Origin of the sequence: Undibacterium paludis (genome assembly GCF_022568815.1) — a bacterium.
Taxonomy (GTDB): domain Bacteria; phylum Pseudomonadota; class Gammaproteobacteria; order Burkholderiales; family Burkholderiaceae_D; genus Undibacterium.
Genome location: NZ_JAKZHX010000001.1, coordinates 422953 through 448193, shown reverse-complemented (window position 1 = coordinate 448193; position 25241 = coordinate 422953). Strand labels below are relative to the sequence as shown.

Genomic DNA, 25241 nt, shown 5'->3' with positions numbered 1-25241 from the left:
AGGGAAAATCATGCATGTATTTGTTACCGGAGCTACCGGCTGGGTCGGTTCTGCCGTAGTCCATGAACTTGTCAGTGCTGGCCACGAAGTGACCGGTCTTGCGCGCTCAGAGAGCAAAGCAGCACAACTGAGCGCTGCCGGCGCCCGCGTCCTGCACGCCACGCTGGAAGACATCAGTACACTCACTGCAGCAGCCAAGTCGGCTGATGCGGTGATACATACCGCATTCAATCACGACTTCACCAACTTCCAGGCCAGTTGCGCTCAGGACAAGCACGTCATCGAAGCGCTGGGGGAGGCACTCGCCGGTTCAACACGTCCGCTACTCGTTACTTCCGGCCTGCTTGGCATGCAGCGCGGTGCGACGGAGGATGATCTGCCCCATCCCGGCTCACCGCGTCTGTCCGAGGCGGCTGCAAGGTCGGTCGCCCGACGAGGGGTAAAGGCCGCCACCGTGCGTCTGGCCCCGTCGGTTCATGGTATCGGTGACTATGGCTTTATCCCCATGCTGGTCAGGCTGGCGTGCGAGAAGGGTGTATCAGCTTACCTGGATGGTGTTGAGAACTGCTGGTCAGGCGTGCACAGGCTGGACGCAGCGCGCGTGTACCGGCTGGCGCTGGAGGAGGGCGTGACGCAGCCGGTTTATCATGCCGTGGCAGACGAGGCTGTTCCATTCAAGGCGATCGCCGAAGTCATTGGCCGTCAACTGGGGCTGCCTGTTGAATCTCGTGGACGTGAGCATTTTGGCTGGTTCGCCCACTTCGCCGGTGCGGACATGACTGTCTCCAGCCAGAAGACCCGCGACATCCTGGGCTGGGCACCGACCAGCCCGAGTCTGCTTGCTGATCTTGATCGGCGCGAGTATTACACTGCTTAATGTATTACACAGCCCAATGGCTTGATTGCCCTTAATGCCTGAACCAGTGCTCGGGCCAGGCACGTCAGATATAAAGCCGGACAACGCGGAAACGTGAGCTTGCAACATGATCATATTGCTTGCTTATCAGACTTTTCTTGTAACTGAGAGTGATATCGCAAACCTGATCCTTCAAGGAAAAACGCGAGTAGTCAAGCTGTTAGCTGTGGAGCAGAATGTTGTCCAGACTTTCCGGCTGAGTCAACTTCTTGCAAACAGTATTTTTTATCCGAAAGTGTAACCATGTCATTGTTAAGATCGATGTTTGAATACAAAGCCTGGGCTAACGAAGGGCTTTATCAGGGATTGATGGCTCAGTGTGGCAAGATCGCGAAGGAGGATGAGCATGCTGCCATGCTTATTCTTCATCACAATTATGTCGTCGATGATATCTTTGCTGCCAATCTTCAAGGGCAGGCACATGGCATATTGACGACTGCGCCAGAGCTTACGCCGCCGCTGGAAGAATTGTTCAGCGCTGTTCGCTCCATCGACCGCTGGTATATCGACTATGTGACTGACCTGGATGTCGCTGCCTTGCGCGAGATGATGGATTTCACGTTTACCGATGGCAAACCTGGCCGCATGTCGCGCGAAGAAATGCTGGGTCATGTGCTGGGGCATGGCGCCTATCATCGCGGTGAGGTGGGGCAGTTGCTGACGCGATTGACCGGGTCTTCGCCCAGGGATACTTTTACCGGGTATTTGCATGAGATCAGACCCGTGCATGCCTGAAATCATGATGAGGAAATAATCGCCAGCCGCATCAATGATGGGGAGATTGTCAGGACATATAAATTTCCCCCCTGACAGAAAAATCCAGATTCATCGGTGGTGATATAATCCGGGCCATGACTCGCCGAATTCTTTTCATGTTGATTGCACTGCTTGCACTCCAGTTCAGCTGGGGGCCGGTGGCTGCTTATTGCCTGCATGAGACCGGCAAGGCAGCACAGCATCTGGGACATCACTCAGACAGCGATACGCAGAACGATGGCGCATCTGTATTGAAAGAAAAATCAGGCGATATAAAAAAAGCCTCGGCACATTCACACTGCTCGTCTTGTGCACATGATACCTTGTCGATCAGCTGCCTGGACTGTATTTCGCCTTTGCAGGTCGCTGAAGCAGCGCCTGTGTCCGCCAAAGTCATCCTCTCTTCTTATTACGTTGTTCCTCCGGAACGTCCCAAGTGGACATTCGCCGCCTAACTCCGGCGCTTGTATCCTGCATTTTTATAAAAGTGTAACCGACACCTGCTGACAGCTTGCGGTTGCTGCATGCCGCCGGATTTCTTCGTCCTTTAATTTTATCGGAGTTATCCATGCAATCCAGACATTTTGTCATGGGGGCGGCTGTGCTATTGGCGCAGTTATTCCCCTTGCATACCCTGGCAAGCGAGCCACAAGGCGCGCCGTTTGCCGTTGACAGGCAGATGCGTTCAAGCGATACCAGTACTGCCCCTTTAACACTGGAACAGGCGATCAGCATGACCCTGCTGACCAGTCCTGAGCTACGTTCAGCAGTTCAGGGGCTGCTCATTGCAGAGGCGACGCGCGAGCAGGCTGGCCTTGCCCCCAATCCCGAGTTGTCCATGCTGCGCGAAGGCATGTCGGCAGCAAATCGTACTGACACTGTCCAGATCAGCCAGGCGCTGGAAACAGGTGGCAAGCGTGGCGCACGCATACGGCTGGCCGATCGGGACCATGCGCTGGCGCAAGCTGAGGTCGCTGTCACACGCGCCGAATTGCGTGCCGGTGTGACAGCGGCTTACCTGGATGCACTGACGGCACAGGAGCACGTCACGCTCGCCCAGGAATCCCTGAGTCTTGCCGGCAAGGCTGCCAATGCGGCCGGACGCCGGGTGGCGGCCGGCAAGATATCACCGCTGGAGCATACCCGTTCCAGCGTTGCTGAAGCCGGTGCAAGGCTGGAGTTGTCGCAGGCATTGTCTGATGCGGCGTTGGCAAGACGCCGTCTGGCAGCCTTCTGGGGCAGCACACAACTGGATGAGCGCTCTCTGGTCACGCCCGATATCAATCTGGCTGCCATTCCTGCGCTGTCTGCATTACAGGCGCGTCTTGACATCTCGCCGCAAATGCAGCGCGCACGGATGCAGATTGCCCGCGAAGAGGCGCAAGTCAGGCTGGCCAGGGCAGATGGTATACCGGACCTTACCCTCACGGTGGGCAACAAGAAAGAGAGTCAGAGTAATACCTCGCAGACTATCGTCGGGCTCTCCATTCCTTTGCCCCTGTTCAATCGCAACCAGGGCAACCTGCTTGCTGCATTACGCCGTGTTGACAAGGCTAAAACCGATGCGGAAGTTGAGTATCTGAAGGCGACGCAGGCTCTGGCAGAGACCCATCAGCGCACCCTGGTTTTGCAGGAACAGCTTGAGAGCATGCGCAAGGAAATCCTGCCGGCTGCCCAGCGTGCCTTTGATGCGGCAGTCACCGGCTTTGAGCTGGGCAAGTTCGGTTTTATTGATGTGCTTGATGCCCAGCGTACGCTGTTCCAGAGCCGGGCCCAGTATCTTTCCACGCTCTCTGCCCGCTATCGCGCGCTGGCAGAACTTGAACGTTATGTGGTCGTTGAAGACAAGGCTGGTAATTTGCCGGCAGACAGGAATACAAAATGAAATTCAATATCGATAAAAAATCTCACATGTCCACGGTCGTGATTGTGCTGACAGGCATTGTGCTGGGAGTAATCATCCTGCTCTGGAAAAAAGACAGCGGTACAGCGACAGCAAAAGCCCATGATGCCAGCGAAGAGATCAAGGAAGGCGGCCATCATGCCGGTGAAGAAGGGGTCATCGTCATGAATGCCCGGCAGATAGAAACTGCCGGCATCACTATCGCCAAAGCGGAGTCCGCCACCATGGGAAATATCGTGCAATTGCCCGGCGAAGTACGTTTTAACGAAGACCTGACAGCCCACATCGTTCCGCGTACACCAGGTGTGGCGGAGTCTGTATCGGCTGACCTGGGGCAGAGCGTCAAGAAGGGGCAGGTCATGGCGGTGATTTCAAGCGCCTCTCTGGCCGACCTGCGCAGCGCGTCGCTGGCTGCGCAAAAGCGACTGGGCCTGGCGCAAACAAGCTATCAGCGTGAAAAAAAATTATGGGAAAACAAGATATCTGCCGAGCAGGATTATCTACAGGCGCAGACTGCCTTGCGTGAAGCTGAGATAGAAGCGCAGTCTGCCAGGTCCAAATTGCAGGCGCTGGGTGCTGATGGTGTGAATGATGCCGATGGTGCACTCAACCGCTATGTGCTGCGTGCGCCGTTCAATGGTGTCGTTGTTGAAAAACACATTGCTCAAGGCGAGGCCGTGAAGGAAGACGCCAATGTGTTCCTGCTGTCTGATTTGTCCAGTGTCTGGGTGGAAATGGTGGTCACACCCAGGGACCTTGAAAGTCTGCGTATCGGCAAAACAGTAAAAATCACATCCACCGCTACTGGTTCCACCGCCACTGGCAAGCTCAGCTATGTCGGCAGCCTGCTGGGGGAACAGACCCGTACCGCCAAGGCGCGCGTCGTGATTGCCAATCCCGACCTGGCATGGCGACCGGGTCTGTTCGTCAATGCGGCCATGGTGCGCGGGGAAAAAAATGTTCCTGTGGCAGTGGCATCGGATGCCGTGCAGACGGTGGATGGCAAAACCGTGGTCTTCGTCAAAGTCGATAAGGGATTTAGAGCACAGACAGTCAGGACCGGTATCAGCAGCGACAAACTGGTGGAAATAGTCGACGGCCTGCAGGCAGGTACACCGTATGCTGCCAGTGGCAGTTTTGTGGTGAAAGCCGAGCAGGGCAAAGGCAGTGCTGGTCATGAAGACTGACAGGGGAATAAATCATGTTTGAACGAATCATTCAATTCGCTATCACCCATCGATGGCTGGTCATGCTGGCTGTAATTGCCATGGCAGGTATTGGTATCTACAGCTACCAGAGACTGCCGATTGATGCGGTACCGGATATCACCAATGTGCAGGTGCAGATCAATACCAGTGCGCCTGGCTATTCGCCGCTGGAGACGGAGCAAAGGGTGACCTTTCCTGTCGAAACGGTGATGGCCGGTTTGCCAAACCTGGAACAGACGCGGTCGCTGTCGCGCTATGGCCTGTCACAGGTAACGGTGATATTCAGGGATGGTACTGACATCTACTTCGCACGCCAGCTGGTCAACCAGCGCCTGCAAGAGGCGAGGGAAAACCTGCCTTCAGGTGTGGTGCCGGTAATGGGGCCAATCTCGACCGGCCTCGGTGAAATCTACCTGTGGACTGTAGAGAGTGAGCCCAGTGCGAGAAAGCCGGATGGCACTGCCTACACCCCGACTGACCTGCGCGAAATCCAGGACTGGATCATCAAGCCGCAATTGCGTCAGGTGCAAGGTGTCACCGAGATCAACTCGATTGGCGGCTATGCCAAGGAGTATCACGTCACGCCTGACCCTGTGAAGCTCAGTTCCTACGGTTTGACGCTCAGGGATGTGGTGACGGCGATTGACCGCAATAACAGCAATGTCGGCGCTGGCTATATAGAACGCAATGGTGAACAATTTCTGATCCGTGCGCCGGGCCAGGTGAGCACGCTGGAGGATATCCGCAACACCATCCTCAATAATGTACAGGGTGTGCCAATTCGCATACGCGATGTGGCTGATGTGGCGATAGGGCGGGAATTGCGCACCGGCGCTGCGACAGAAAACGGCCGCGAAGTGGTGCTGGGTACGGTCTTCATGCTGATCGGTGAAAACAGCCGTGTGGTATCACAGGCGGTAGCGAAGCGCATGGTGGAAATCAACCGCTCATTGCCGGCCGGCGTGAAAGCTGTGACCGTCTATGACCGGACAGTGCTGGTTGATAAAGCCATCAACACCGTCAGGAAAAATCTGCTCGAAGGTGCAATCCTGGTCATCGCTGTCCTTTTCCTCTTTCTCGGTAATATCCGGGCGGCGATCATTACCGCCATGGTCATTCCATTGGCGATGCTGTTCACTTTTACCGGCATGGTGACTTACAAGGTCAGCGCTAATCTCATGAGTCTTGGTGCACTGGACTTTGGCATCATCATCGACGGCGCTGTCGTGATTGTAGAAAATTGCGTGCGCCGCCTTGCTCATGCCCAGGAACGTGTCAAGCGCGAGTTGAGTCTGAGTGAACGCTTTCATGAAGTGTTCGCCGCAGCGCGGGAAGCCCGTCGTCCGCTGTTATTTGGCCAGTTGATCATCATGGTGGTCTACCTGCCTATCTTTGCATTGTCTGGTGTTGAAGGCAAGATGTTCCATCCCATGGCATTTGCCGTTGTCATCGCTTTGCTGGGGGCAATGATACTGTCGATGACTTTCATCCCGGCTGCCGTGGCGCTGTTCATCGGCAAACGTGTCGCCGAGAAAGAAAATCGCCTGATGCTGATGGCCCGCAGCGCCTACCAGCCGCTGCTGGAAAAAGTCATGAACAACACAGCACCGGTGCTGACTGCTGCTGTTGTGCTGATCGTATTGTGCGGCTTGCTGGCAAGCCGCATGGGTAGCGAATTTGTTCCCAATCTCAACGAAGGGGATATTTCTATCCAGGCCTTGCGCGTACCCGGCACCAGTCTGAGCCAGTCGCTGGATATGCAAAAGAAACTGGAAGCCGGCCTGAAGGCAAGATTTCCAGAAATTGATCGCGTGTTTGCACGTACCGGTACGGCGGAGATCGCATCAGACCCGATGCCACCGAATATCTCGGACGGCTACATCATGTTCAGGCCGGAGGCAGACTGGCCTGCGCCGAAGAAGAGCCGCGACGAACTGATCGCAGCAATCAAGGAAGAAGCAAGTCAATATGCCGGTAACGGTTATGAGTTTTCGCAACCGATACAGTTACGCTTCAACGAATTGATTTCTGGCGTGCGCAGCGACGTTGCCGTCAAGTTGTATGGCGATGACATGGATGTCCTGGCTGGAATCGGCAAGAAGATCGCCGATGTACTGCAAGGAATTCCTGGCGCAGTGGAAGTCAAGGTGGAGCAGACTGGCGGCCTGCCCGTGTTGACCGTGCGGATTGACCGTGAGAAGACCGCACGTTACGGGCTCAACATTGGTGATGTGCAGGAGGCCCTGGCCATCGCCACCGGTGGTCGTGAAGCCGGCACCATGTTCGAAGGCGATCGCCGTTTTGATATCGTGGTGCGCCTGCCAGAAAACCTGCGCAGCGACCTGAATGCCTTGCGACGCCTGCCAATCCCGTTGCCGTTGCAAGCCGGCGCGGTGACTTCGTTCATTCCGCTGGGTGAGGTGGCGACGCTGGACTTTGCACCGGGGCCCAACCAGATCAGTCGCGAAAACGGCAAACGTCGCATCGTGGTCAGTACCAACGTGACAGGGAGGGACATTGGCAGCTTCGTCATGGAGGCTGAGCAGGCTCTTGCAAAGAGTGTCAAGATTCCGCCTGGTTACTGGACCAGTTGGGGTGGCACCTTCGAGCAGCTCCAGTCGGCTACCGGCCGTTTGCAGGTCGTTGTACCCTTGGCGCTGTTGCTGGTCTTCACCTTGTTGTTCGTCATGTTTAACAATGTGAAAGATGGCTTGCTGGTGTTCACCGGTATTCCATTTGCATTGACGGGTGGCGTCATGGCGCTGTCCATGCGTGGTATCCCCATGTCGATCTCGGCGGCGGTGGGTTTTATCGCCTTGTCCGGGGTGGCCGTGCTCAACGGCCTGGTGATGATTTCGTATATCCGCTCCCTGCGTGAAGAGGGCATGCGTCTGGACGAGGCGGTGACCACCGGAGCGCTCACCCGGTTGCGTCCGGTGTTGATGACTGCGCTGGTGGCTTCGCTGGGTTTCGTGCCGATGGCGCTGGCGACCGGCACCGGGGCTGAAGTACAGCGTCCTCTGGCTACCGTGGTCATCGGCGGCATTTTGTCGTCGACGGTTCTGACCCTGCTGGTGCTGCCGTTGTTATACCGACTGGTACATCGCAATGATGAGAAGGCCGTTATTGATCAGGTGCAAGCCCTGCACCATCCTGGCTGATCCATAGTAGGAATCGGAAGACGGGACTGCTGATCAGCAGTCCCGTCTGGAAATTGTAGCCCTGTGCTGCCTGGTCAGGAAATATTCCTGCAGACAGCAGTCATTCTTTTTGTATACTCTTCACATCAAATTGGGGAATACAAAATGAATACTGAACGGCCCGCTATTCTGGAAGTCGACAATCTCAGCTTTGGTTATGGGGACGCCCCCTTGTTCCAGGACTGGTCAGCCCGCATACAGCCTGGCATCACACTGGTACGTGGTGGTGATGGTCGCGGCAAGAGCAGCCTGCTGCAATTATTCGCCGGGATGTTGCCAGCGCAGGCAGGGCAGTTGAGATTGCAGGGCGTAACACTGCATGAGCAGCCGGAACGCTATGCAAGAGAGGTATTCTGGATAGATCCGCGTACTGAAAATTTTGATCAGATGAGCGTGCCTGAATATTTTGCGTCGCTGCCAGCCAGTTATCCGGATTTTGATGCCAGCCTCTTGCCAGCCCTGACGGAAGGTCTGGGCCTGACGCCACATTTGCACAAGCAATTGTTCATGCTGTCGACAGGCAGCAAGCGCAAAGTCTGGCTGGCGGCAGCTTTTGCCGCCAACGCCAGGCTCACCTTGCTTGACGACCCATTTTCTGCGCTGGACAAGACATCCATACAGTTTGTCGTGCAAACACTCGGGCAATATGCCGGTGACCCCGCCAGGGCCTGGGTGCTGGCCATGTATGAAGAGCCGGCGGGCATACCGCTGTCTGCCCTGTTCGACCTTGGCGACTGAGCTTTGCCTGAATGTCTGCTTGCTCGCGACGACGGAACTAATTCAGGTTCCTGTGTTCAGATGCCATGAAAGAGCTGGTCCTGTTCACTTTTGCTGATGGGAATAAAACATGTTTTTAACCAGGCATCTCAATAATATCTTGCGCACCCTGTGTCTGGGTATTGCCTTGATGTCAGTTGGCAGCAGTGTCCAGGCAACTGATGCCGCCAGGCCGGACACGACCTTGCACCAGTTGCGCATCTACGAAATCTTCGATGGCAACAAGAAGCTCTTTCATGACCGTTTTCGTGACCATGCCATGCGTATCATGGCGCGCTATGACTTCAAGATCGTCAGCATGTGGGAAACCAGGCGTGGCGAGCGTACGGAATTTGTCTACCTGCTGGAATGGCCGGACAAGCAGACCATGAATGATCGCTGGGGCAAGTTCAAGGCGGACCAGGAATGGGCAGACATCAAGCGTGCCACCAACCAGGCAGGCTCACCTTTGCTGGGTGAGATGGAAGACCGTACCCTGGAACTGACCGATTACTCGCCGCAGCGCAAGCTCATACGCTGAATTCCTGCACCAGCAAATCGATAAACAAGCGTGTGCGCAAGGGCAGGTAGCGGCGGGTTGGGTAGATGGCCTGTATGGGGGCACTGTTGCTGCTCCACTCTGGCAAGACTTCAATTAATTGCCCCTGTGCCAGTGCAGATCTGACATCCCAGATGGAGCGCCTGACCAGGCCCAGTCCGGCAATGGCCCAGTCGTGCGCCTGTTCACCGTTATCGGTGAGCCAGTTGCCGCGTACCCGTATGCTCTGTTCCTCACCGGAATCGGCGGCAGTAAAATGCCAGTCTGCATGCATGGCGCCTGTGCCTTGCATCAGTATGCAGCTGTGCTGCAATAAATCTGCCGGGGTCTGAGGTGCACCGTTCCCACCGAGGTAGGCGGGTGAGGCGCAGACCACCCGGCGGTTGTCTGCCAGCTTGCGGGCGACCAGGCGTGAATCTGTATTGGCTCCTATCCTGATGGCGCAATCAAAACCGGACGCGATCAGGTCAACGACATGGTCATTGAGGGAAAGCTGTACTTGCAGACCTGGGTGGCGGCGGGCAAATTTCTCCAGCGCTGGCCCTATGTAATGCCTGCCCAGGGCAACCGGAGAAGACACGCGCAGCAGGCCACGCGGCTCCGCCAGTCCTTGGCCCAGTTCGGCTTCGGCATTGGCGATGTCACCCAGTATGCTTTGGCAACGTTCAAAATACAGCGCTCCTTCTTCTGTCAGGCTCAGTTGTCGTGAGCTACGTTGCAACAGGCGTATGCCGAGTTGAGCTTCCAGCCTGCTCAGGCGCTTGCTGCCTACTGCCGGTGAAAAACCAAGCTCGCGACCGGCAGCAGACAGGCTGCCGCTGAGCACAGCTTGGACAAACAGTTTCATGTCGGCCAGTTCTATCATCTTGCACTTTCCTGTTTATCTATTCCAATTTGGAACAGATACTTGTATCTGTAAGCATATTTTCAAATTATTGGAATGGTAGCACAGTAACGGTGAGCGCAAATCCCGCGCAATTTCAGTTCAGACAAACTAATAAGGAAAACTCATGATCACCAAAATCTTGCCCGGTCTCGTCATTTTGGCGGCCTGTGGCCAGGCTCTGGCGGCAACGCCTGAAGAGCAGTTACCGCTACCGAAGAACATCGTCGCAGACATGTCCATTCCGGAAGCGCAGCGTCAGGAAATGGCCCTGGCCGCTCGTCGCTATTACGCCTTTTGGCATACCGGTGAAAGTCGCTACATGCAGGCAGCCCTGGCAAATGATTTCATGGACAGGAACTTGCCGGCAGGCCGACCACAAGGCCCGGAAGGTCCCTTGTTCGCCTCTAAAAACTTTCGCGCCGCCGTCCCTGACCTGCAACTGGAGGTGGAAGAAATGCTGCTGGTTGGCGACCGTGTCATCGGCCGCTTGCACTTTAGCGGGCATTACAGTGGCAGTTTTCATGGCAGGCAGGGCGATGGACGCAAGGTCGATTTTATTGCCACTGACATCTACCGCATAGCACAAGGCAAGATCACGGACAACTGGCACCTCGAAGATAACCTGACCCTGTTGCAGCAACTGGGTGTGGTCAAGTAAAAGTAAAGTAAGTATTTACTGTAGATTCGCAAGCCCAATTCTGATGTCAATCAGACCTGATGAAGGACGCAATATGCATGACAAAATCAATCTGCCCCAGGGGCAGTACTGGCCCGATGGCATACGCCTGGTGATCTCAATTTCGATGCAGTTTGAAGCCGGGGCACAAAGCGAGCATGGCAATGGCTCGCCTTTTCCAGCCATGACTGATACCGATTTGCCGGATTTACCGGCGCGCACCTGGTTTGAATATGGTGCGCGTGAAGGCATACCGCGCTTGCTTGATCTGTGGGACAGGTTCCGGATACCGGTCACTTCTCACATGGTGGGTGAAGCGGTATTGCAAAGGCCTGCACTGGCAAAAGAAATAGTTGAACGTGGTCATGAAGCCGCAGCACATGGCCACACCTGGACGCCGCACTGGACCATGGATGAAGCGCGGGAGCGCGCCTCCTACCAGGCAAACATCGACGCCATATTGGGGGCGACAGCTACACGGCCTGCAGGTTTCAACGCCTTCTGGTTGCGTGGCACGCCACGCACTCTCGGTATCTTGCAGTCCCTGGGATTTTTTTATCATATTGATGATCTCAGTGCCGATGAGCCGCTGACGACGACAGTCAATGGGCAGCCGTTTGCGATTGTGCCTTATACCTTGCGCAACAATGATATTGCCCGTTTCGGTGCAGAAGGGCCGATGACGGCACAGGCGTTCGGGCAGGAATTACGCGATGAGTTTGATCAGCTCTATCTGGAAGCGGGCTATCGGCGCCGTATGATGTCATTGTCCACACATGACCGCATCGCCGGCACACCGGCACGTGTGAAGGTGCTGGGAGAATTTTTACAGTACGCCTTGCAGCATCCCGGCGTAATAGTGATGCGCAAGGATGAGATCGCCAGACTGGCATTAAGCCTGCCTGACGTACCGCATAAATAAACAGGGTGTCAGTGCCCTCTTCAGGAGTAAGGCACTGAAGAAGCTGTCTGTCTTCAGTAAGGCAGAACCTGGGCGATATTCTGGTTATAGACGATCCTCACTGGTTGGCCTATGTAAAATGAATCACGGCCCTGTTCCTGGGTGACGGTGACCAGGCTGCCGGTGTTGCGCAGGCGTACCACGATTTCCAGTCCGGCGACATTCACCATGGAATTCTGTTCGGCGACAGCGTTGCCCACCACGCCGCCCACCACGCCACCAAGTACCGTACTGACCTTTTTACCATTGCCTTTGCCGATCTGGTTACCCAGTGCGGCACCGGTCACGGCGCCCACCACTGCGCCGGTTGCACCGACCCTGCCTGGTTTTTGTACTGTGATCCTGCGCATGTCGTGGATCTCGCCCAGATCGCCGGTTTGCTGATCCTGGAAGCCGCCTGCCCTGATATTGCGGGGCTCGCCATTTGTCTGGGCTGTGGTGCAGGCAGAGCTTGCAACTAATATTAGTGCCAGTGCTAGGTATTTTTTCATTGATAAACGCAGCCTCATAGTTGATTCATCGTTGACTCATTGGTTCATGGAAACGTATTAATTGCATTTTTATGATTATAAATATCAAACTGGAAAGATACCCCGATTTTTATTGTAAGTTTGTATTTCAAAATTGGAATAGAGGGGTATGGCAGGGCAAAGGTTATTGTAAAATAGTCTACATGTTGTTTTGGCCACGCCTGCATTCCCAGATCATTTCCGGGTTTTTTGCCGGACACAAGTGGACCGTAACAGTAGAAAACAGAGTGCTTTTTGCTTGTGCGACGATCATGGCTGCGTTGCAAATGCTCGCGATAGCTCACTATCGCTATGCTTATTTGTCAAAACCCTGCCTTGCCCTGATGCGCCGGGCAAGCGTTTTTCACTCCTGTTCCTACTGTTACAGTCCACTAGTCGATTTTCAGATAAGCACAGACGAATTGCTTCCTTGTGATTTGGCTGCTGCATTTTTATGATCAGATGCACTAACCAAAGAAAGGAAGATTTGATGAAGCTGGAAACCATAGCCGTACACGGCGGCTACAATCCCGACCCGACTACGCGCGCCGTCGCCGTACCGATCTACCAGACCGTCGCCTATGCCTTTGACGATACCCAGCATGGCGCGGACCTGTTTGACCTGAAGGTGCAGGGCAATATTTATTCGCGCATCATGAACCCGACCAATGATGTGCTGGAAAAACGCGTGGCCGAACTCGAAGGCGGTATTGCCGGGCTGGCTTTGGCATCTGGCCAGTCCGCCATCACTTATGCCATACAGACCATTGCCGAGGCCGGTGACAATATCGTTTCTGCTTCCACCCTGTATGGCGGTACCTACAACCTGTTTGCCCATACCTTCCCGCAATTTGGCATAGAAACCCGCTTTGCCGATTATCGCGAACCAGAGTCTTTTGGTCGTCTTATCGACGCCAGGACCAAGGCTGTGTATGTGGAATCGATAGGCAACCCGCTCGGTAATATCACCGACATAGAAGCAATCGCCGCGATTGCCCACAGGCACGGGGTGCCGCTGATTGTTGATAACACCGTACCTTCACCGTATCTGCTGCGCCCCATAGAATTCGGTGCCGATATCGTTGTCCATTCGCTGACCAAATATCTTGGGGGCCATGGCAATTCCATCGGTGGCCTGATTGTCGATTCCGGCAAGTTTCCCTGGGCTGAACACAAGGAGCGTTTCAAGCGCTTGAATGAGCCTGACGTGTCCTATCATGGGGTCGTCTATACCGAGGCGCTGGGACCGGCGGCTTTCATTGGCCGCGCCCGTGTCGTACCTTTGCGCAATACCGGTGCTGCCTTGTCGCCCTTCAATGCCTTCCTGATACTGCAGGGTATAGAAACCCTGGCCTTGCGCATGGACAGGATTACTGACAACACCAGCAAGATTGCCACTTACCTGAGCAGGCATGCGAAAGTGAAATGGGTCAATTACGCGGGTCTGCCAGAGCATCGTGATCATGTACTGGCGCAGAAATACCTGGGTGGCAAACCGTCAGGCATACTCACATTCGGTCTTGCTGGCGGCCTGGCAGCCGGCGCCCGTTTCCAGGATGCCATGCAGCTATTCACCCGTCTGGTCAATATAGGCGATGCCAAGTCACTGGCCTGTCACCCGGCCACGACTACCCACAGACAGCTTAATCCGCAAGAGCTGGCCAAGGCTGGCGTGACGGAAGATACGGTACGCCTGTCCATAGGCATAGAGCATATCGACGACCTGATCGCTGATCTGGAACAGGCCTTGGCAAAAGCCTAGTTTTATTTATTGTTTATGTCCCCCGCCCTTCGGCGGGCTGGACATGCCATTGCGTCGCCCAATGGCAGTTCACACTCATCCCAGCAGACCCAGCTTCTGTCACTTAATCAGTCCTCAAAAAGGCCCTTGTATGCATACTTGTCGGCGAGTATGCACCCAAGTGCTACTGTTTTTAGTCTATGAAACTGAAATGAGAACAGGAGTGAGAAGTGAGCAGATTTACCCGGCGCGGTCTGGATAATTATTTTTACCTTGGTATGGCCATACTGATTGCCTTGATCGTGGCTTATGGTTTTGGCCGTAACATAGAACACAGGTTACTGCATCCTGAATTGATTCCTCCTGCCATCTTATATCTGCATGCCGTGGTGTTCACGGCCTGGCCACTGTTGTTCATTATTCAGTCTGGTCTGGTCAGTTCGGCCAATATTAACTGGCATAGGCGGCTGGGTGTGAGCGCTGCGGTCATCGGTGCATCTTTGCCCGTCATTGGCATTGCGACCGCAATCGTCATGCATAACTGGCATAGTGAACGTGCAACAGGCAGCCCCGCTTTTTTCAGTGTGTCGCTCAATGACATGCTGACATTTGCTGTGGCGTTTGGCCTGGCAATCTACTGGCGGCGCAAGCCGGAATATCATCGCCGGCTGATGCTGATTGCCTCCGCCAGCCTGACCGTGGCTGCCTTCGCACGCTTCCCCCGCAGTCTGGTCCCCAGTCTATGGTGGTACGCTTACGTCGACGCACTGGTATTGCTGGGCATATTGCGCGACCTGCTCGTCATTCGCCAGTTTCACCTGGTATATCGCTACGGTTTGCCTTTGCTGATGATTTCCCAGGCCGTGGCCATGTATCTGTTCTTGACTAAGCCAGTCTGGTGGGTGAATTTCCTGCACCTGTTCTTACGCTAGAAGAAAATCCGACAGGTTACCATTCAGTCCGCAAGCAAAATCAGCAGGTCAGGCATGAAGCTCATACCTGGCCAGCCCTGCAATACGCGAGCGCATCGTCCAGCCTGTCATTTCCCCAGAACATCTGTTCACCGACAAAAAAAGTCGGTGCGCCAAAAATACCTTTGCTGATGGCCAGCTCAGTCTGTCGGCGTAATTTCAGTTTGTTTTCATCTGTCGTGGCCTGTGCAAGAATGTGGGCAGCTGGCAAACCCATGCCGGTCAGGACTTCTTCGACCAGTTCCTGCTTGTCGATTTCGCGGTCATGGACAAAATTCATTTGCATCATCCGCCGACAATAGTCGGCCATCCATGCCTGGTCCGCTGCCAGCACAGCTACGCGCAATGGCAAGATGGCAGAGCGCGGGAAATTGGCTGGTTTTTTCCATGGAAGACGGTATTTGCTGCATTCCCTTTCCATATCCTGCCAGACATAGCGTCCCTTCTGTTCCTGTAATACAAACGGCGAAGTTGACCAGCCATATGATTTAAAGATGGGGCCAAGCAAAAATGGCTGCCAGCGCACGCGGACGCCGTGCCTTGCCGCTTCCTGCTCTATACGCATGACGCTGAGATAGCTGTAGTTGCTACCGAATTCAAACCAGAAATCGATCACTGGCAGAGGGGCGATAGGTGTATCCATGTTCATCCTTCAGTAAGTGACCAGGCAACGCAGTTCTATGCTGGTGCGTGCAGGCGTGTTGGCAGGGATATATGGCAGATCAAATGCGGCATGCAGGGTAAAACGGCTGGTGCCGCTGAACTGTGAATCATATTGCTTGAAGATCAGGGCTTCATGTTTTTCCATCTGCGAGAAATACGACCAGCGATGACTGTCAGCGTGGCTGGCCAGGTAAATTTCACCGGTGCGGTGCGGGTATTTGACATCGCAGGCGATCAACTCATGCGCGCTTACCGTCCTGGCATCGCACAATGCCAGCGGGGTATCCAGTACAGTACCGTGGACTGGCCGCCAGATATTGATGATGCTGTAACGTCTTACTTCAATCAGTTCATCGAGGGCTGGAATGACCATGGCCAGCCGTTTTTGACCTGATATGTCGGTATAGTCATTGTGTATGCGACCATTGGCTGCAGCCATGCTACCCTTGACGCGCTTGCCAAAGGACAGGGCGATATGACTGGGTTCACGCTGCCTGAGCAAGTGATCAAACACATAGGCTCTGCGGGCGCCGGTCACGGCCAGGGCCAATTCGCGTGCTTCCTGGTAGTACACTGACCTGACTTCATCGACGTCCCTGAAATCCCGCATTACAGTCGGTACATCCCATAGCTCAAAACCTTCGCGTTCAAGTGCGGGCTCGGTCGAAGCGAGCCGTGCGTCATGGATACAGATTTCCCTGTCATCGTAGATGGCGTTTTCCCAGGGCTCACCAGGCGGCGGTTCAAAAGTATAACTACAGGGGCGTATCGCTGATGGCTGCACATAGCTCATGTGAGCCATTACGCTGCTGTCGTTGAAAAGCGCTGGCTGGGGCAGGGCTGAAATGCTCGTTGCTTCAGGCATGGTTGACATGTTGACTCCATTAGTAGAAACGAAACGGACAGTGTTGACACATGTCAGCAGTTTGTTTCGCTCATGGATATTGAAACGTCTTATCGGCCTGTCTGCAAACGACATTTATGCAAGTCTTGCATGCGTGCCGGGAATGTGAAGATCAGCAACTGCGATAGACCATTTCTGTTGGAAGCAGCAAGTTATCCTGCATCTGTTCGGTGGATGCAGGATGCCGATACTGTTCCCGGACAAATGCAGTCATGTTGCTGATTTCCAGTATCGCTTCCTTGCCGTAGCGGCGCAGCGTTTCGCCACGCAGGCCCAGTTGCACTGCCCTGCGTTCGGCGCAGTTGCCGGCAGGGTCATGGTCAGGGTCCTATTGCAGGCGCACGTCTGAGGTTTCTATCGCCTGTTTCCACGCTGGCTGGTCTGGATATGCAGTAGCGTCATAGCTGGAAACCACAGCATAACTCAGGATTTCATCGAAAAAACTGCGCCATGATATGACGCCCCTCTAGCGGCCAACTTTTCAATTGTTCAGAATAGCGTTGAAAATGCATGTTCTATTGCTCTCTCAATCTTTGCCTGACTTGCATCAGGGCAAAGCCCAGCAGGTTCAGGCCCTGCCATTGTCTGGGGTCCTGGCAGGCAGGATCATCCTTTGCCATGCCTATGCCCCAGATACGGTCGACAGGGCTGGCTTCGACGATGACACTGTCAGTAGTCTTGAGTAAGAAAGCAGCCATATCAGGGTGTTGAGAAAATTTCGCAAAATTACCATCGACCACGACCTGGAAGCGACTTTCCACCCAGGTCTGTTCGTCATAATTTCTGACCTTCCTGCCCAGGCGCTTGACGGCATCAGGGTGATCTGCCTTCAATATCTGTGCCAGTACCTGTTCGTCATTGAACACCCTGGCCTTACCTGCCATCATGTAATGTTCGGCCGTTGGATAGCTGATGCCATCGACGACAAATGGCGCAGGGAACCATTGACTGAAGCAGGACTTGCTGATCTGATGGCCGGTCTGCCTGTGCCCCCAGAAACAGAGGTAGCTGAATGCCTGGCCCTGTTCGACCTGCCTGATCAATTCTTCGAGGTGATTTGTTTTCATTTTATTTTTCTATTTTTGTTATTGATGATTGCGGCCACGCTTTTATCCAGTCCAATTGCTCACTGGTTTCTGGTGTTGCCGGCCAGCGTGTTTTCTTTTCCATCTGTTGCCAGAGTAACGCCAGCTCCTTCAATGCTGCTTCAGTACTACCCAGTTCTTCCTGCAGGTAACAACCTGTGACGGTGCCGGTACGACCTATGCCACCGTAACAATGCACATACACGACATGACCTTCAGTCAGCGCCTGCCGCAGGCAATGCAGTATGTCATGCATCTGTGCAGCAGATGCCGGTATGCTTTCATCCGGTATGGAAAAACGCCTGTGAACTACTTTCTTCCTACGCTGTTCTGCGATAGCCTGCAACTGATTTGCATAAGGATGGAGCTCACCTTCCTCTGTCAGGTCTATGAAGTAATCAATGCCGGAATCAAGGAATTGTTCCAGTTTGATTGCAGCTTGCGCTTCATTCGCTGCACCAGGATATTCCCCAGCCAGCAAGCGTCCCTCCTGAACCCAGTAGGTATTGTTATTTGGTCTGCTTGTCATCATGATTCCTGATCAGGTAGCGGGGCGGCACCTGGTCACATAACCAGACACCGTTGGCAGACAAAAAGAACTTGTGACCAGCTTCATGCATTTCCCTGGCCATCACTCTCAGTACTATTGGTACGCCATGGCGAGCCCCTACGGTGATGGCGGTTTGCAGCGTTGCCGACAGATGCACATGATGCCTGGAACCAGGACGCAAACCTTCTTTCATGATGGATTGCATGAAACGGCTGGCCGTGCCATGGAACAAAATGTCAGGCGGCGTCACCACAGGCAAGGCCAGGTCCACCTTGACCGAATGTCCCTGGTTGGCACGTATGCGCAGGCCATCTTCACTGATGGCAAAACGCTGTTTGTCGGATATACGTACTGCTTCCTGTATGGCTTCCAGTGTCATATGCTTGCCGCGTGCGCGGGCATTCTTGATCAATATCTGTATATCAGTCCAGCCATGTTCATCAAGCTTGATGCCTATCGTTTCTGGCTGGTGTCTCAGTACAAAACTGAGGAATTTGCTGAAGTCTTTTTTATTCGTATTCATTTTTATTGTTTTCTTAATTCTTTAAAGGCAGCCTCAAAAGCTGCAAAACTGCCTGTGTTATTTTTGTCCAACACAGCAAAGTCAATTCTTTCAAATGCTCCGTGGAACTGCGACCCGGGTTTAACAGCATTGAAGAAATACTTTGCGACATCAGACGGATCATTCGCGAACACACCGCAGCCCCAGGCACCCAAAACCAGGTTTTTATGGCCGTGTTTGTAGGCGACGGCTAGCACAAGATTGATCCTGTTCTGCATGATTTCCGCTATCCGGTCTATGTGCTTTTCCTTATTTTTCTTCATTGCCCCAAGATTAACTGCCGGGCAGGTAATGAAAGAGACCAGATAATTCTGCTCTAGCAATGCATAATCGTCGTCCCTGAAGACTGGTACGTCAGGTGAGTAAATCATGTCATCAAGATAGCTACATGACGGGAAAGCGCGATTTTTTTCATACATCTCCGTTTTTTGGACAATGCAAGCATACAATCCCGACGACTTGGCCAGATTTTCTTCCTGCGCTTCTGATCCGCCTAGAAAGCCGCCGCCGGGATTTTTTGCAGAAGCAAAATTCAGACAAAGAGGGCTGCAAGCTAATTGTTCTGTCAAGCGTCTTGCTGCTGAAAGACAGCTTTCATTGCGGACATTTACTACCGTATCGTAGTGAGGTTCGATTTTTACTGATGAGCGCAATTCATCGAGACTGTCGGCAGCATAGTGGATGCTGTTTGACACTGCCTGCCTTAACTCATCCTTGATAGTCACGCAGCGATTTTGAGCGCTGTTGTAGGTGCCATTTTCCAGGATGGTCAGAGTTTCTTGTGCAATAAGTGCTCTTTGGCTTCTGTTTGCTTGTGTAGTTTTCATTTTCATCTTTTTTATCTTCAACGCAGCGTCAGTGTGTCAACTATAAAACAGTTAAATTCAAAATGCAACTAAGATAGTTGTCAATTTTAACTAATTGTGGCCTAGCCTCAATAATCTGAAAGCAGGCGGAAAATCAGGAGCCGGAAGTTCAATTGAAAGTATTTGGTTTCTTTGTCCCTGAAATATTGACTTGCTTGATTCGACTCTACGTCAGGATTTTTTTGCGCGTGTGGTAAAGGGAACAGAATGAAGTTGTTTCAGTTAAAGTACAGACTAAAGTGAGTACGGGCAACTTACTTGTCAAAAAGGTTATTCGAACGGCTTTAGGCCTGGCAAGATGATATTCAACTTTCTTTTTGCGCAGACCTTGTCAGCGCTGCCTTGCATCATCACCAATACTCCTCAGCCTTGTAGTGGACATGCTTCGCAAGTTATGGACCTGTTATGGATAGGCATGAAGAGGCGCGTCAGCAGTGTGGCTGGAATTTGCAACCAAATGTAATCAGCGCTTGCACGACATGACCTTTCATCAGTTATTCTGGCATGTTTAGGTAGTCGGGTCATATGCGAAGCCATTAATTGATGGCGACGGGATACGCCGTCGGTTGTTTTGGATGACAAGCACTAATACTTAGTTGAAAAATAAAACTAAGTGCCCTACAATGCAATCAGCCTCACAAGAAAAAGGAAAATATCATGAAACGCGATTTGCAACTTCTCATCATTGATCCGCAAAATGATTTCTGTGATTTGCCACCAGATTATCTGATGGCCGATGCGCGCAGCGGCGAAAAGCTTGCACCGGCTTTGCCGGTGCCGGGTGCCCATGCCGACATGCAACGTGTTGCTCAGTTGATCAGGCAGGGTGCAAATGGTTTGAGCGGCATCAGCATTACCCTGGATGCCCATCATCGTTATGATATTGCCCATCCTACATTCTGGATCAACGGCAAAGGTGGTGACGTTGCGCCATTCACCAGCATTTCGGCTGCTGCAGTGCGCGCCGGTGAATACCTGCCACGCCAGGCGGCAGCCCTGCCGCGTACTCTCGCCTATCTGGATACACTGGAAGCTGAAGGTCGCTATCAATTGATGATCTGGCCGGTACACTGCGAAATCGGCTCATGGGGGCAAAATGTCCATGCTGATGTACGTGCCGCCTATAATGCCTGGGAAGAAAGCAAACTGGGTATCGTCAACAAGATCAGCAAGGGTTCTAATCCCTGGACTGAACACTATTCAGCGATACGCGCAGAAGTGCCAGATGCAGAAGACCCCGGCACCCAGTTGAACCAGGAATTGATCGCCAGCCTGCGCAAAGCCGACAAGGTCTACATTACCGGTGAAGCAGGCAGCCACTGCGTCAAGGCAACGACAGAACACCTGGTCGAAAATTTCGCCGCCGCAGAGCTGCACAAACTGGTACTGGTGATTGACTGCATGAGTCCGGTCACTGGTTTTGATGCACAGTTCCAGGGTTTTGTCAGCGCCATGGCAGCCAAAGGTGTGCAGATAGCCAAAGCGGCCGATCTCTTGCCTGAACTGATGGAAAATGCCTGAACAGGCAAACACAGATAATGCAAAACAAATAGAGAAGAATAATATGAAACCCGTAGTGCAAAGCCTGCTTGAGACTGACCTGTATAAATTCACGATGTGGCAGGCATTGCTGCATAGTCACCCGAATGCACAGACTGAATATGCTTTTGTCTGCCGCAACACGCCTGCTTACCCGCTGTCAGATCTGAAGAACGATGTCGAGCGTGAACTTGATCAACTGTGTGCGCTCAATTTTACTGAGGATGAACTTGATTATCTGCGCTCGCTGCGCTTTATCAAAAGTGATTTTACCGACTTTTTGACCGTATTCCACTTCCAACGCAAATTCATCAAGGTCAGTACGGATGGTGACACGCTCAACATCGTGGCAACCGGCCCGCAAGTGCATGTCATGGGTTTTGAAATCTTTGTCCTGCATATCGTCAATGAGCTGTATTTCCGTCGTTTGCAGACAGCTAGCAGTTTGGCAGAAGCACGTAGCAGGCTGGCTGCAAAAATAGAACAGTTACGAGTTTTCGGACAAGACCCGGGCAAGGCTCACCCCTTTGAATTTTTTGATTTTGGCCTGCGCCGTCGTTTCTCTGGAGCATGGCATGATGAAGTGGTGGCAACGCTGGCCCGCGAAATACCTCAATTCTTCAAAGGCACATCAAATGTCTACCTGGCAAAAAAATACAAGCTGGTGCCGATAGGTACCATGGCACATGAATATCTGCAAAGCTACCAGTCTTTTGGTGTGCGTCTGCGTGATTTCCAGAAAGCGGCATTGGAAGACTGGGTGCAGGAATACCGTGGCGACCTTGGTACTGCGCTGACTGATGTGGTTGGCATGGATGCGTTTTTGTCCGACTTTGATCTCTACTTTGCCAAGCTGTTTGATGGCTTGCGCCATGATTCAGGCGACCCGGTAGTCTGGGGTGAAAAGGCGCTGGCGCACTATGCAAAATTGCGTATCGATGCGCATACCAAACGCCTGGTATTTTCTGATGGACTTGACCTGGATACAGCATTCAGCCTGTACCGCCATTTTGCTGACCGCACAATGACAGGTTTCGGCATAGGGACCAACCTGACAAACGATACTGGCATCAAGGCGCTGAATATTGTCATGAAGCTCAAGTCATGCAATGGTCAGCCTGTGGCAAAACTGTCTGATTCGGCAGGCAAGACCCTGTGTACTGATGAAACCTTTCTCGCCTATCTGCGTCAGGTTTTCAATCACCCCATCATGTAATCGCGTAACGTAACGAGCAGGAATATCTTCATGTTGAATGTAGCGGTAGTACAGTTGAATTATACGGTGGGCGATTTTGCAGGCAATACGGCTGCCATCATCAATCACATGCAAAAAGCTGTGGTCGGCAAGGCTGATATCGCCGTCTTCAGTGAGTTGTGCATTTGTGGTTATTATCCTGGCGACTTGCTTGAAGATACGGTTTTTTTGCAAAAGGCTGACGTAGCATTGGCAGCGATCCTGCAGGCTTCAAAGGATTACCCGACGCTGGTCAGCGTGATTGGCACCGTGCGCAGAAATCCGGGTCAGGGCAAAGCCTTGCATAATGCCCTGCTGGCTGTCAGGGATGGCGCCATCATCGCAGAATATTACAAGCAATTGCTGCCCACATACGGTATATTCGATGAGCGTCGGCACTTTGAGCCCGGCCGCGAAGTCGCCAGTACGATAGATGTCAAAGGTCAAAAAATTGGCTTCATGGTTTGTGAAGATGGCTGGAATGATGACGAACAGGATTACCAGGTCAATCCCTTCAATGCCCTGACCAAAGCCAAGGTCGACCTGGTCATCAGTATCAATGCCAGCCCTTCCGACATAGGCAAGCGCAAGCAAAGGCATGCGATGTTTAGCAACGCATCTGCCCATCATCAACTGCCATTGCTATACGTGAACCAGGTCGGGGGGCAGGATCAACTGGTGTTTGACGGCGCTTCATTTGCGGTAACACCAGCAGAAGGTGTCGTGTTTGAAGCAGGGCGCTTCCGTGAAGATTTTCAGTTGATTGCTTTCGATGACAAGAAGTTTTCTCAAGCAAATGGCAGGCCCCTGGTCAGGCCGGACTTGACTGGACTGGCAGTGCCCGACTTTACCCGCCGCCAGATTGTGCTGGGTTTGCAAGACTATGCCCGCCGCTGCGGTTTCAGGCAAGTTGTTGTCGGTTCATCTGGCGGCATAGATTCTGCCCTGACGATCGCATTGGCGGTTGAAGCATTGGGCGCGGAAAACGTCATCGCCATTACCATGCCGTCAGCTTATTCCAGTTCCGGTTCTGTCAGTGATTCTGTCAAGCTTTGTGATAATCTTAAGGTCAAACTGCATACCCATCCCATCCTGAGCCTGGTGGAACAATACGCCCAAGGCTTTGCCGACGCCTTCTCCAGTAAATTGCAGGGCCTGACACAGGAAAACCTGCAAGCCCGCATACGCGGCACGATACTGATGGAATACTCGAACGCCTTTGGCGCACTGCTGCTGACCACAGGCAATAAGAGTGAAATCTCGGTCGGTTACTGCACGCTGTATGGTGATACAAATGGCGGCCTGGGTTTGATCGGCGATTTGTACAAAACCGAGGTGTATGCACTGGCGCACCATATCAACGAGCGGGCTGGTTGTGAAATCATTCCTCATGATGTGCTGACCAAGCCACCCTCAGCAGAGCTGGCGCCTGACCAGCTGGATACAGACAGCCTGCCGCCCTATGAAGAACTCGATGAAATATTGAAATGGCACATAGAAGGCAGGCGCCTGCCGTCAGAAGAATTCGCCAGGGCCCAGGCTTTTGTAGAGCAATTGCAGGCAACCGAGGTTGGTATGAAAACCCTGAGCCGCATTCTGGGCATGGTGGCGCGCAATGAATACAAACGTCGCCAGGCGCCCCCTATCATACGGGTCAGGGCGCGGGCTTTCGGTAGTGGCCGGCAGATGCCAATTGCGGCAAAATATACCCATTGAAAAGCCTGACCTTATAGTGATGAATGATTTATGAACTCTTCCACGCAAATTGATGTTGCAGTACTGATAGGACGTTTCCAGCCTTTTCATAATGGTCATGCCACGCTCTTGCAACTGGCACTGGAAACGGCAGAAGAAGTCGTGATTGTGCTTGGTTCTTCTTTCCATGCGCGCAGTACCAAGAACCCGTTTACCTGGCAGGAGCGGGCAGACATGATACGTGCCACCCTGTCCCAGTCCGAGCGCGACAGGATCAGTTTTGTTGCCGTACGCGATTATTATGACGATGCACGCTGGGCAAGGGCAGTACGCGCCAAGGTTGAGCATCTCTGCCCTTATGCAAAACGCGTGGCGCTGATCGGGCATTTCAAGGATGCATCAAGCTATTATCTGAACCGCTTTCCGCAATGGCAACTGGTGGCAGCCGAACAATTACTGGCTATCGACGCCACCATCATACGCAAGGTTCTGTTCGAGGCGGAAGACATGCGCGTCTCACTGGATGTGATCACACATTACCTGCCAGCCAGCATACGTCAGTACCTGAAGGCCTGGAGCATATTGCCCCAGTATGCCGATCTGGTGAGAGAGCATGCGCAACTGCAGGCTTATCAGGCAGCGTGGAAGCCTGCTCCTTATCCCCCCATTTTTTCCACTGTTGATGCGGTCGTCAAGGCGGCCGATCATGTCTTGCTGGTGCAGCGTGGTGGCTTCCCCGGCAAGGGGCTGTGGGCAATACCTGGGGGCTTTCTGGATCAGAATGAACGCCTGTTTCAGGGGGCAATACGGGAATTGTTTGAAGAAACCAACCTGGCCGTACTCAGCACCACGCTGGAAAATGCCTTACAGGACGTGAAGGTGTTCGATCACCCTGGCCGCAGCTTGCGCGGCCGCACGATTACCCACGCGCATTTCTTTGATTTGCAGACAGACCACCTGCCAGACATCCGCGCTGCTGACGACGCAGCACAGGCGGCCTGGGTATCGATTGACAAAATCACAGCCATGGAAGAGGCCTTCTTTGATGACCACTTCCACATCCTCGATCAATTCCTGATGTTGACTGCAGACGAGTAAAAC

24 protein-coding genes and 1 pseudogene are annotated in these 25241 nt (G+C 53.2%); 16 read left to right on the top strand and 9 right to left on the bottom strand.

Annotation, left to right across the window (positions count from 1 at the left end; translation table 11 throughout):
- Window positions 1–10 precede the first annotated feature (10 nt).
- The 8 genes from LZ463_RS02095 to LZ463_RS02060 all read left to right on the top strand — a co-directional run bounded on the left by LZ463_RS02095 (window position 11) and on the right by LZ463_RS02060 (window position 9280).
- Window positions 11–877 (top strand): SDR family oxidoreductase, encoded by an 867-nt coding sequence (locus tag LZ463_RS02095; RefSeq protein WP_241453368.1) that lies wholly within the window; start codon window positions 11–13, stop codon window positions 875–877.
- Window positions 878–1159: 282 nt separating this feature from the next.
- Window positions 1160–1651: a DinB family protein gene (locus tag LZ463_RS02090; protein ID WP_241453367.1), complete on the top strand. Its 492-nt coding sequence runs from the start codon at window positions 1160–1162 to the stop codon at window positions 1649–1651.
- Between the two features lie 137 nt (window positions 1652–1788).
- Window positions 1789–2127 carry a hypothetical protein gene (locus LZ463_RS02085; protein WP_241453366.1) on the top strand — a complete coding sequence of 113 codons (339 nt, stop codon included), beginning with the start codon at window positions 1789–1791 and terminating at the stop codon, window positions 2125–2127.
- Between the two features lie 113 nt (window positions 2128–2240).
- On the top strand, window positions 2241–3557 hold the full coding sequence (locus LZ463_RS02080) for a TolC family protein (protein WP_241453365.1): 1317 nt from the start codon (window positions 2241–2243) through the stop codon (window positions 3555–3557).
- Complete coding sequence (locus LZ463_RS02075) at window positions 3554–4762, top strand: efflux RND transporter periplasmic adaptor subunit (RefSeq protein ID WP_241453363.1); 1209 nt, start codon at window positions 3554–3556, stop codon at window positions 4760–4762. The genes LZ463_RS02080 and LZ463_RS02075 overlap by 4 nt, the downstream gene beginning before the upstream one ends.
- A 14-nt stretch (window positions 4763–4776) precedes the next feature.
- A complete protein-coding gene (locus tag LZ463_RS02070) occupies window positions 4777–7944 on the top strand; it encodes a CusA/CzcA family heavy metal efflux RND transporter (RefSeq protein WP_241453362.1) in 3168 nt (1055 codons plus the stop codon).
- 144 nt (window positions 7945–8088) lie between these two features.
- On the top strand, window positions 8089–8721 hold the full coding sequence (locus LZ463_RS02065) for an ABC transporter ATP-binding protein (RefSeq protein ID WP_241453361.1): 633 nt from the start codon (window positions 8089–8091) through the stop codon (window positions 8719–8721).
- A 109-nt stretch (window positions 8722–8830) separates the two neighbouring features.
- Complete coding sequence (locus LZ463_RS02060; protein ID WP_241453359.1) at window positions 8831–9280, top strand: NIPSNAP family protein; 450 nt, start codon at window positions 8831–8833, stop codon at window positions 9278–9280.
- On the opposite strand, the gene LZ463_RS02055 is transcribed toward LZ463_RS02060, so the two are convergent.
- A complete protein-coding gene (locus LZ463_RS02055; RefSeq protein ID WP_241453358.1) occupies window positions 9270–10163 on the bottom strand; it encodes a LysR family transcriptional regulator in 894 nt (297 codons plus the stop codon). The genes LZ463_RS02060 and LZ463_RS02055 overlap by 11 nt on opposite strands.
- Before the next feature lie 145 nt (window positions 10164–10308).
- On the opposite strand from LZ463_RS02055, the gene LZ463_RS02050 reads away from it, so the two are divergent.
- Window positions 10309–10842 (top strand): ester cyclase, encoded by a 534-nt coding sequence (locus LZ463_RS02050; protein WP_241453357.1) that lies wholly within the window; start codon window positions 10309–10311, stop codon window positions 10840–10842.
- A 73-nt stretch (window positions 10843–10915) separates the two neighbouring features.
- Window positions 10916–11782, top strand: coding sequence for a polysaccharide deacetylase family protein (locus LZ463_RS02045; RefSeq protein WP_241453356.1), 867 nt, complete (start codon window positions 10916–10918; stop codon window positions 11780–11782).
- A gap of 53 nt (window positions 11783–11835) precedes the next feature.
- Here LZ463_RS02045 and LZ463_RS02040 read toward each other — a convergent pair whose 3' ends face one another.
- A complete protein-coding gene (locus LZ463_RS02040; RefSeq protein WP_241453354.1) occupies window positions 11836–12312 on the bottom strand; it encodes an outer membrane lipoprotein in 477 nt (158 codons plus the stop codon).
- A gap of 508 nt (window positions 12313–12820) precedes the next feature.
- On the opposite strand from LZ463_RS02040, the gene LZ463_RS02035 reads away from it, so the two are divergent.
- Together LZ463_RS02035 and LZ463_RS02030 are read left to right on the top strand one after the other, a co-directional pair.
- Entirely contained in the window at window positions 12821–14092 is a 1272-nt protein-coding gene (locus LZ463_RS02035; RefSeq protein WP_241453351.1) for an O-acetylhomoserine aminocarboxypropyltransferase/cysteine synthase family protein, read from the top strand.
- A 209-nt stretch (window positions 14093–14301) separates the two neighbouring features.
- Window positions 14302–15003, top strand: coding sequence for a hypothetical protein (locus LZ463_RS02030; protein WP_241453349.1), 702 nt, complete (start codon window positions 14302–14304; stop codon window positions 15001–15003).
- 61 nt (window positions 15004–15064) lie between these two features.
- Here LZ463_RS02030 and LZ463_RS02025 read toward each other — a convergent pair whose 3' ends face one another.
- The 7 genes and pseudogenes from LZ463_RS02025 to LZ463_RS01995 form a co-directional block, all read right to left on the bottom strand.
- Window positions 15065–15685, bottom strand: a complete 621-nt coding sequence (locus tag LZ463_RS02025) for a 2-hydroxychromene-2-carboxylate isomerase (RefSeq protein WP_241453347.1) — start codon at window positions 15683–15685, stop codon at window positions 15065–15067.
- A gap of 9 nt (window positions 15686–15694) precedes the next feature.
- Window positions 15695–16579, bottom strand: a complete 885-nt coding sequence (locus LZ463_RS02020) for a CmcJ/NvfI family oxidoreductase (protein WP_241453345.1) — start codon at window positions 16577–16579, stop codon at window positions 15695–15697.
- Window positions 16580–16721: 142 nt separating this feature from the next.
- Window positions 16722–16925: pseudogene (locus tag LZ463_RS02015) on the bottom strand (DUF4291 family protein); the annotation flags it as partial.
- Between the two features lie 199 nt (window positions 16926–17124).
- A complete protein-coding gene (ybiA, locus tag LZ463_RS02010) occupies window positions 17125–17676 on the bottom strand; it encodes a riboflavin biosynthesis intermediates N-glycosidase (protein WP_241453342.1) in 552 nt (183 codons plus the stop codon).
- A 1-nt stretch (window position 17677) separates the two neighbouring features.
- Window positions 17678–18226 (bottom strand): protein-tyrosine phosphatase family protein, encoded by a 549-nt coding sequence (locus tag LZ463_RS02005; RefSeq protein WP_241453341.1) that lies wholly within the window; start codon window positions 18224–18226, stop codon window positions 17678–17680.
- Window positions 18204–18767, bottom strand: coding sequence for an RNA 2'-phosphotransferase (locus LZ463_RS02000; protein ID WP_241453340.1), 564 nt, complete (start codon window positions 18765–18767; stop codon window positions 18204–18206). The genes LZ463_RS02005 and LZ463_RS02000 overlap by 23 nt, the downstream gene beginning before the upstream one ends.
- A gap of 2 nt (window positions 18768–18769) precedes the next feature.
- Window positions 18770–19633 carry a TIGR02452 family protein gene (locus LZ463_RS01995; RefSeq protein WP_241453338.1) on the bottom strand — a complete coding sequence of 288 codons (864 nt, stop codon included), beginning with the start codon at window positions 19631–19633 and terminating at the stop codon, window positions 18770–18772.
- A gap of 696 nt (window positions 19634–20329) precedes the next feature.
- On the opposite strand from LZ463_RS01995, the gene LZ463_RS01990 reads away from it, so the two are divergent.
- The 4 genes from LZ463_RS01990 to LZ463_RS01975 are packed head-to-tail and all read left to right on the top strand — an operon-like array spanning window position 20330 to window position 25238.
- Window positions 20330–21193, top strand: coding sequence for a cysteine hydrolase family protein (locus LZ463_RS01990; protein ID WP_241453336.1), 864 nt, complete (start codon window positions 20330–20332; stop codon window positions 21191–21193).
- Window positions 21194–21236: 43 nt separating this feature from the next.
- Window positions 21237–22427 carry a nicotinate phosphoribosyltransferase gene (pncB, locus tag LZ463_RS01985; protein ID WP_241453335.1) on the top strand — a complete coding sequence of 397 codons (1191 nt, stop codon included), beginning with the start codon at window positions 21237–21239 and terminating at the stop codon, window positions 22425–22427.
- Window positions 22428–22457: 30 nt separating this feature from the next.
- Window positions 22458–24161 (top strand): NAD+ synthase, encoded by a 1704-nt coding sequence (locus tag LZ463_RS01980; RefSeq protein ID WP_241453332.1) that lies wholly within the window; start codon window positions 22458–22460, stop codon window positions 24159–24161.
- 30 nt (window positions 24162–24191) lie between these two features.
- Window positions 24192–25238 carry a bifunctional nicotinamide-nucleotide adenylyltransferase/Nudix hydroxylase gene (locus tag LZ463_RS01975; protein WP_241453330.1) on the top strand — a complete coding sequence of 349 codons (1047 nt, stop codon included), beginning with the start codon at window positions 24192–24194 and terminating at the stop codon, window positions 25236–25238.
- Window positions 25239–25241: the final 3 nt, after the last annotated feature.